General features: G+C 56.6%; 9 protein-coding genes. 2 read left to right on the top strand and 7 right to left on the bottom strand.

Features of this window, described 5'->3' with window-relative positions:
- Positions 1-566 precede the first annotated feature (566 nt).
- Complete coding sequence (locus tag AC33YF_RS12475; protein WP_491777533.1) at positions 567-782, top strand: hypothetical protein; 216 nt, start codon at positions 567-569, stop codon at positions 780-782.
- A gap of 677 nt (positions 783-1,459) precedes the next feature.
- On the opposite strand, the gene AC33YF_RS12470 is transcribed toward AC33YF_RS12475, so the two are convergent.
- Positions 1,460-1,651 carry a hypothetical protein gene (locus tag AC33YF_RS12470; protein WP_491777532.1) on the bottom strand — a complete coding sequence of 64 codons (192 nt, stop codon included), beginning with the start codon at positions 1,649-1,651 and terminating at the stop codon, positions 1,460-1,462.
- 1,586 nt (positions 1,652-3,237) lie between these two features.
- On the opposite strand from AC33YF_RS12470, the gene AC33YF_RS12465 reads away from it, so the two are divergent.
- Positions 3,238-3,588, top strand: coding sequence for a hypothetical protein (locus AC33YF_RS12465; RefSeq protein WP_491777531.1), 351 nt, complete (start codon positions 3,238-3,240; stop codon positions 3,586-3,588).
- A gap of 74 nt (positions 3,589-3,662) precedes the next feature.
- Here the strand turns inward: AC33YF_RS12465 and AC33YF_RS12460 are convergent, their stop codons facing one another.
- From AC33YF_RS12460 to AC33YF_RS12435, 6 genes are all read right to left on the bottom strand, one after another.
- Positions 3,663-4,211 carry a hypothetical protein gene (locus AC33YF_RS12460; protein WP_491777530.1) on the bottom strand — a complete coding sequence of 183 codons (549 nt, stop codon included), beginning with the start codon at positions 4,209-4,211 and terminating at the stop codon, positions 3,663-3,665.
- 66 nt (positions 4,212-4,277) lie between these two features.
- Entirely contained in the window at positions 4,278-4,460 is a 183-nt protein-coding gene (locus AC33YF_RS12455) for a hypothetical protein (RefSeq protein WP_491777529.1), read from the bottom strand.
- A gap of 21 nt (positions 4,461-4,481) precedes the next feature.
- Positions 4,482-4,775, bottom strand: coding sequence for a hypothetical protein (locus AC33YF_RS12450; RefSeq protein WP_491777528.1), 294 nt, complete (start codon positions 4,773-4,775; stop codon positions 4,482-4,484).
- Positions 4,772-4,909, bottom strand: a complete 138-nt coding sequence (locus AC33YF_RS12445) for a hypothetical protein (RefSeq protein ID WP_491777527.1) — start codon at positions 4,907-4,909, stop codon at positions 4,772-4,774. The genes AC33YF_RS12450 and AC33YF_RS12445 overlap by 4 nt, the downstream gene beginning before the upstream one ends.
- 85 nt (positions 4,910-4,994) lie before the next feature.
- Positions 4,995-5,159 (bottom strand): hypothetical protein, encoded by a 165-nt coding sequence (locus AC33YF_RS12440; protein ID WP_491777526.1) that lies wholly within the window; start codon positions 5,157-5,159, stop codon positions 4,995-4,997.
- Positions 5,160-5,243: 84 nt separating this feature from the next.
- A complete protein-coding gene (locus AC33YF_RS12435) occupies positions 5,244-5,450 on the bottom strand; it encodes a hypothetical protein (protein WP_491777525.1) in 207 nt (68 codons plus the stop codon).
- Positions 5,451-6,080 lie beyond the last annotated feature (630 nt).

Genomic DNA, 6,080 nt, shown 5'->3' with positions numbered 1-6,080 from the left:
AACAAGAGCCCCGTGTTGCTGGATCCAGCAGACACGGGGCTTTTTGCGTTATGAGCAAACGGCCACATTGGGCATGGGAGGTGACAATGAAGGGCTTAGTTTGGGCGCTGTATCTCATGGTTCAGGACCCCAGCGCGGCGGCGGTTGCGGGTGGTCAAGCACAGATGGGTCACAGCTGGGCCTATACCGGTGTGTCTTACCTCAACCGGACTTCGTGCACGAGCGACGCGGCCACTTTTAGTAAAATGCCGGCCCGCGACAAAAGCGACAGTGCCGATCGAGAACTTAAAATTGTCTATGTATGCGTATTACAACCTATGCCCGGCCACTATAAGGGCTAAGCTCGACGCGTTTTTTCGCAGAGCTGGGTGGGATTAACGAGGATTTTTCACGGTGTGATCGCAAATCGGAATATCCTTTTGATGTGCCGCTCAAATCGGGATCACCTTTGCTTGAGCGCCCTTGTCCGCCCGCTGTCATCAAGTTGAGTTCCCAGTGAACACTGTTCGGTGCTGTGCTCTCCCTCGAGGCAATCCTGCCTCAACAGAAAACTAGGAGAGAACGTTATGAAGAAAGCTTTGATTGTCGCGACCGCTCTTGCAGCCTTCGCTTCGCCCGCATTTGGCATGGGTCCGTTCTACGTCATGTTCGATAAGGCCGCTGGGAAGTGTGTCATGAGCCGAACCGCCCCGACGGACACGGCGAAGTTCGCCATGATGGGCGAATATAAGACGGAAGCCGATGCCAAGATGGCAATGGCGGGCATGACGAAGTGTAAGTAAGCTTCAAGCCCATTCTTCGGCTCATTTCTGAGCGGAACCAAGTTAAGCTTTGGCAGCACAGCCGCTCTCGCACAGCGAGGGCGGCTGTGTTGCTGTAGGGCCCGCTGCGCCGCTATTTCCGCAATGTTTGAGAAGAGTGGCGCCGGAGAAAAGGCCCCAGTCAAAGAAAAACCCGGCCGGGTGAGCCCAGCCGGGTTTTGGCAATTGCCCGAGAGATAGGCGTTCGCGCTATCCCGTCGCTAGTGTCGTTTAGCCAAGCTTCAGAGGCTCAACAACAACGGTCTCCTGATGATGACCGAAGCAGCCGCCGAGGCCGATCGTGGCAGAAATAACGATAGCAGTAGCAATAAGCAGACGCATTGGTTGGTCCCCCGTTTCTGTCTGTCGATTCTGACAAAAACTATATCGACTTTGGTCTCGAAAAGCTGTGATGTTTTGGCCACGGTTTGTCGCAAATTAGTACAGGTCAGATAACCTCCAGCCCGGCGATTTCTGCAGATTCTTGCCAAATCTGCTGGCTAACTCAAATAGGCGTCGGTCGCATTTGGACCGAGGCGTCGGCAACATTGACAACCAAGGCGGCGCTCGACCTCCTTTTTGCCTGTACGCAGCGCATTCGTGCCCGGCGGCCCTGCTGCCGCTCGTGGTTGGGCAGTCGATCACGCACGCCTCCGGGCCTAAAGTCTGAACGGCCACAGCATGAGCCCCAACAGCCAAATCACGACCTCAAAGGCCTTGATGATCGCAACCACGATATCCGAGGCGAACCACCAAATTACGAGGGCTGCGGTTCCGACGAGCAGCGATGACAAGAGCCAAACCGCAACATTCTTCTGGAGCATGTCGAGCAGTGAGTTGCCGTCGGCCATACTGGGGCGACCCTGATTGCGTTGGAGAGGATGAATCGCGCGCCCACTGGCGGGTTCGGCCTTACTCGTATCTTTCGCGCAGCTGAACTTGAGTCTTATCGCCGTTTCGTGACGCATTCGCGGCAGATTTGAGAGCCGCTCGAAAGGAAATGGCCAGGCCTGGGGTGGGATGCGCCTTTCTAGGCGTACCCCGCGTCCCGCCGGAGTTGGTCAGCTTGCCCAATGTCAAATTCGATTGAACAGCTGGGCTATTCGGATAAGCACCTTGGCTTATCGCCAATACGCTCGAGTTGCGGCTTTGGCCGCGTTCGGACGGAGGCTCGGCAGCGCTCCCGGCGACCGTCGAGTTTTCCGCATCTCGAAATCCCACTTGGGTGACAGCACGATAGAGGCTTCTCGAGAGCGCCCGGTTGGAAACCGCGGACTTCTTGACGATTGCGCTCGGGTTGCTGCCAGGAAATCTCGATCAAACGGGACGTGCAATCGTGCACGGCGCATGCGCTTGGGACGTGAAATTCGATAGAACGGGATGCGTCTTCCGATGAGGCGAATGCGTCGAATCCGCTAAACTCGATCTATCCCTGCATTGGGGGCAGGGGCCTGGCGGTTTCAGAGGTACTCCCGTCAGGTCTCTCCCTCACTGAGGTGTCGCGGGAAAGCAGCGCCCCCCACCCAGCTTCCCCCGCGATCTTCAAGAGCCTCGGCGTTTGTCTTCCCCTCGCGCCGGGGCTCTTTTCTTTTCGGGCACTTGAGCTACTTGAGCGCAAGCTGTCACAGCGATGGTCTCGAATAGGCTGCTGCGGCAGCAGACAAGGCGCGATGCCAGCTTTCGATAGATTGATTGAACACGTCAGGCCGACGGCGCAATGCGCCGTATTCTGAGCCAGTGAGCTGGAGAGCCTGCAGCTTTACAGAAATGAACGCACGCGACTGAGCTGCTTTTCGCAGGGCGCGCGCTCAAGGTTCGCTAATTGCATGCAACGCGCACAGGCTTCTGTGATGCGCCGAGAGGAGACCGACGGCTTAGAAGATCGTGAACATCGGCGGCGAGCTCCTGACTCACGCGATGCGTCTCCAACAAGTGACTCACCGCCGCTTCTGGGTGTGAAGCGGGATCGGGAGGATACGACGTTCTTGTGACTTACCGCGGCGAATCATAGTGCGTCCTTTCGTGGTTGGCCCAGTACATCAAAGCGTGCAACTAGTACTTGGGTCGCGCGCCCCAGTTGTCCCATCGGAAGAGACGGCAACTTTGATCGAATTTCACAGGATTGCAGATCGCGGCATGCGCTGCGCGCTGCCGTCGGCATAAGTGTATCCCTAGGCCGATGTAGACGCATTGTGCGTGGCCCCTGCGAGCCCCGGCCCTAGAACAGGGAGAGGGCCAGGGCTCTGGACCATCATTTGCACGGGAGTCGGAGCTCAACCGTGATGGTCACTCCAAAAACGAGCTGTCACCGGTCGCGGATCGATCCATCGACAAATTTCAGCTCGGATTCAATCTTGGGCGTGCATCTTGACGGTGTCTTCACGCGACATAGCTATGTGCGTATGACAACCAATCTGAACATTAGGACAGCGAAATCGTGAACGCCCCCACCGCCAGTTTGGTCAATGCAATCGTACTCCTGGTATTTTCGATTTGGGCCTACTTGTCTTCGGAAAGCCCCTCGACCACGGCGTTGATCCCAGCCGCTATCGGCACATTGCTATTGGCCTGCTATCCCGGCGTGAAGAACGAGAACAAGGTCGTGGCCCACATCGCGGTTTTACTGACGGCTATAGCGCTAATTGGTTTGTTCACGCCGCTTCGCGGCGCGTTGGAACGGGACGATGGTGCAGCCATTTTTAGGGTGGGGGCGATGATGGCGACGACCGCCATTGCTCTGGCCTACTTTGTAAAGAGCTTCTTCGATGCGCGGCGGCGCAAGGCCTGAGTGCTCATAGCGCGCTGTCTCGGTCAGACGGTTCAGATGCGCACTTCCGCGCGTGTTTTCGGGGCGACGAGCCGTCAATCGGCGGGCGGCGGTCGCCGTCTGAAGATCTTGGGCAGAAAGCCAATGGCAACGGCGCTGATGGCGATACCAAGCAGCGTTCTGGTCCAGAATGCGTGGCGGTCGAGATGATGTCTTAGTCTCAGCGACGACCGCGTCAGTTGCCTGTTGGCAAGGTTGAACTGCTTGCGACCCTCTGGTGACAAAGCCGAGGGCTGGGTTGGGATCCGTGCGGGAACCTGCTTCACGGATTGCGCAATGGTCGAAGTATAGAAGTCGATATGACGTAGTGTTTTTACCGTAAGCAGGACCCAAACTACTGCGCAGGTCACAACAAGCGGGATGGCAATCAAGAAGACGTAGCGCGACCTGTCAAGATAGGTGGCCGTCGTCATCGCGCATACAGTAATTGCGCCCAAGATCACCAATAAGGTGGGGTGCCGCGTCGCCGCATCTTGGATTGCTGTCGAATAGGCGACCACCAGGCTCGCCAACACTGCAAACACCGCAAGGCCTGTGGCGACCCGCTTGATCTCGCCGCTGTTCCTACCGAACCATGACCGCACGCTCGTACAGCCCCCATTTGCCGGCATTGCCTCGTGCCAGGGCCCAATTGAACGCCCGCGGATCGATTACTTTTTCGTCTTCCCTGAGGGTGGTCTTGGCTTCAGCGGTGGCGTGCTCTGCAGTTCGGCATCTGGATCATATGACAAACCGCGAACCACCGTTGGATTGTTCGATGCAATCAAGAAGCAGAACGCAACCATCGCGATCCAGATCGCAACGATCGGCACCCATTCGAATTGCTTGCTCATCTCATTTCCCAATAGGCGTTGCTAGGGCTTGGACGAAGCCTGTGACCCCGATGGCTGGCCGTGATGAAAGAGCCCCACGGTCCGAACGATGATGTAGGTCGCGCCGGAGAATAACGTGAGTACAACCAGGGCGAATATGAAAACGTGGTGTGCCGCGTAGCGCAACACCTCTCGATCCGCATCCGACAGGGTGCGCGTCGTGAGATATTGCGGGTATTCGATGTACAACTTGTTGCCGAGCCAGATCGTCCCGGCGACAAACGCGCTAACGGCAAGCAGAACCCCGATCCAGTGATAACTGCGATGACCGCTCATTGCCGGTTCGCTTCTCTAAGCGCTTGCACCAGCGCTCTGAAGAACGCCGTCATGTTGATGACTTTGTGGTCCGGCCCGATATAGCCCTGTATCAAGCCCTTCGCTGTCTCGCGCTCCTTGTCGTCGTCTGTCATGGGAAGTCCCTCCGAACTTACCCCCGCGCAAGGCCGAGTGTAGCAGCTTGTGATCATGTGCCAATTGGCGCTGGCCTCAGTCTCGCTAGAGAAACGACCATGCCAAGTCGGCGAAGTCCGCCACGACGATTGCTGCGCAGATCAGAACCACTCCGAGCACTAGCGCAACAACTATGGCGATAGTCTTCCAAGATGTCCGTGACTGTGACGAGAGATTGCTCATGGGCTTCACTGCCGTCCCTATGTCCATTCAGATGGTGCGGCCGAGGCAGCAAGAAGGGCGCGTCAGTCGAAGCCAGACGCGCCCTGCAAACTCGATAATCAGCTAAGGGTGTTATTCGCTCTTTTCTTCGTCGCCGTCTGTTTCGTCGTAGGCGGCCTTGTCGGAAGATTCTTCGCCTTCTTCCATCGCCAATTGAACTGGACTGGCGTTCTCAGCCTGGGCACTCTGCATAGGACAAGCGTGAGTCATCGATGGGGCAGAGCCCAGCCCAAGCATCATGGCAGCAGCAAAAAGCAGGGTACTCAGCAATTTGGCCATCGCGCACGTCTCCTCTTGAGGAATCCAATCGTTCTCTCATTATGGCGTCCCAGGACTGCGATGGGAAGCCCCTCTGTTCCGTCCCGTGCGCAGGGCGGTCGCGGAATCTAACCGTTGATATTTGTTGGAGTGATGGTCAGCGCAAAGGGACTCGAAGCTTGGGAACTCTGATTAAGAGAGGGCAGCAATTACCGCCTTTGTGTGAGCCTGAGCGCTAGGGTTGGGATTGGTCAAGCTTGTGACGCCGAAGCGGTCGAAATCAGCGCGGTGTTGCCCGTCAGTTGCCCAAAAGACATTTTGGCCCTGCGACTAAGGACTAAAACGCTGATTTGACTCGATGAAAACTGCCGTCACTCACTGATTGCTTATCAGTGGAGCCCATAAAAAATCGTGGGGCTAATTAACCGAAAAACCCAGTGGCGGCCCTATCGGCCCAAGGACGGGCGGAAGTGCCCTTCTAGTTAGGAACGGTCATCGGGACGGTCGGCCAAAAACAGGGGAGGAAGAAGCCATGGCAGACGACATAGACCGAATGCTGAAGAATGAGTTGGAGACACTGAGCGACATAGCAGACAAAACAGAAGAGGCAGACAAAACAGAAGAGGCAGACAAAACAGAAGAGGCAGACAA

Source organism: Methyloceanibacter sp. (assembly GCF_058506495.1).
This window is presented reverse-complemented; position numbering and strand designations above follow the sequence as displayed.

Bases quoted from the DNA above. Each gene is read 5' to 3' on its own strand.
- AC33YF_RS12455 (WP_491777529.1), bottom strand. From the start codon at position 4,460: ATGAGCAAGCAATTCGAATGGGTGCCGATCGTTGCGATCTGGATCGCG.
- AC33YF_RS12435 (WP_491777525.1), bottom strand. From the start codon at position 5,450: ATGGCCAAATTGCTGAGTACCCTGCTTTTTGCTGCTGCCATGATGCTT.
- AC33YF_RS12450 (WP_491777528.1), bottom strand. From the start codon at position 4,775: ATGAGCGGTCATCGCAGTTATCACTGGATCGGGGTTCTGCTTGCCGTT.
- AC33YF_RS12470 (WP_491777532.1), bottom strand. From the start codon at position 1,651: ATGGCCGACGGCAACTCACTGCTCGACATGCTCCAGAAGAATGTTGCG.
- AC33YF_RS12440 (WP_491777526.1), bottom strand. From the start codon at position 5,159: ATGGACATAGGGACGGCAGTGAAGCCCATGAGCAATCTCTCGTCACAG.
- AC33YF_RS12475 (WP_491777533.1), top strand. From the start codon at position 567: ATGAAGAAAGCTTTGATTGTCGCGACCGCTCTTGCAGCCTTCGCTTCG.
- AC33YF_RS12445 (WP_491777527.1), bottom strand. From the start codon at position 4,909: ATGACAGACGACGACAAGGAGCGCGAGACAGCGAAGGGCTTGATACAG.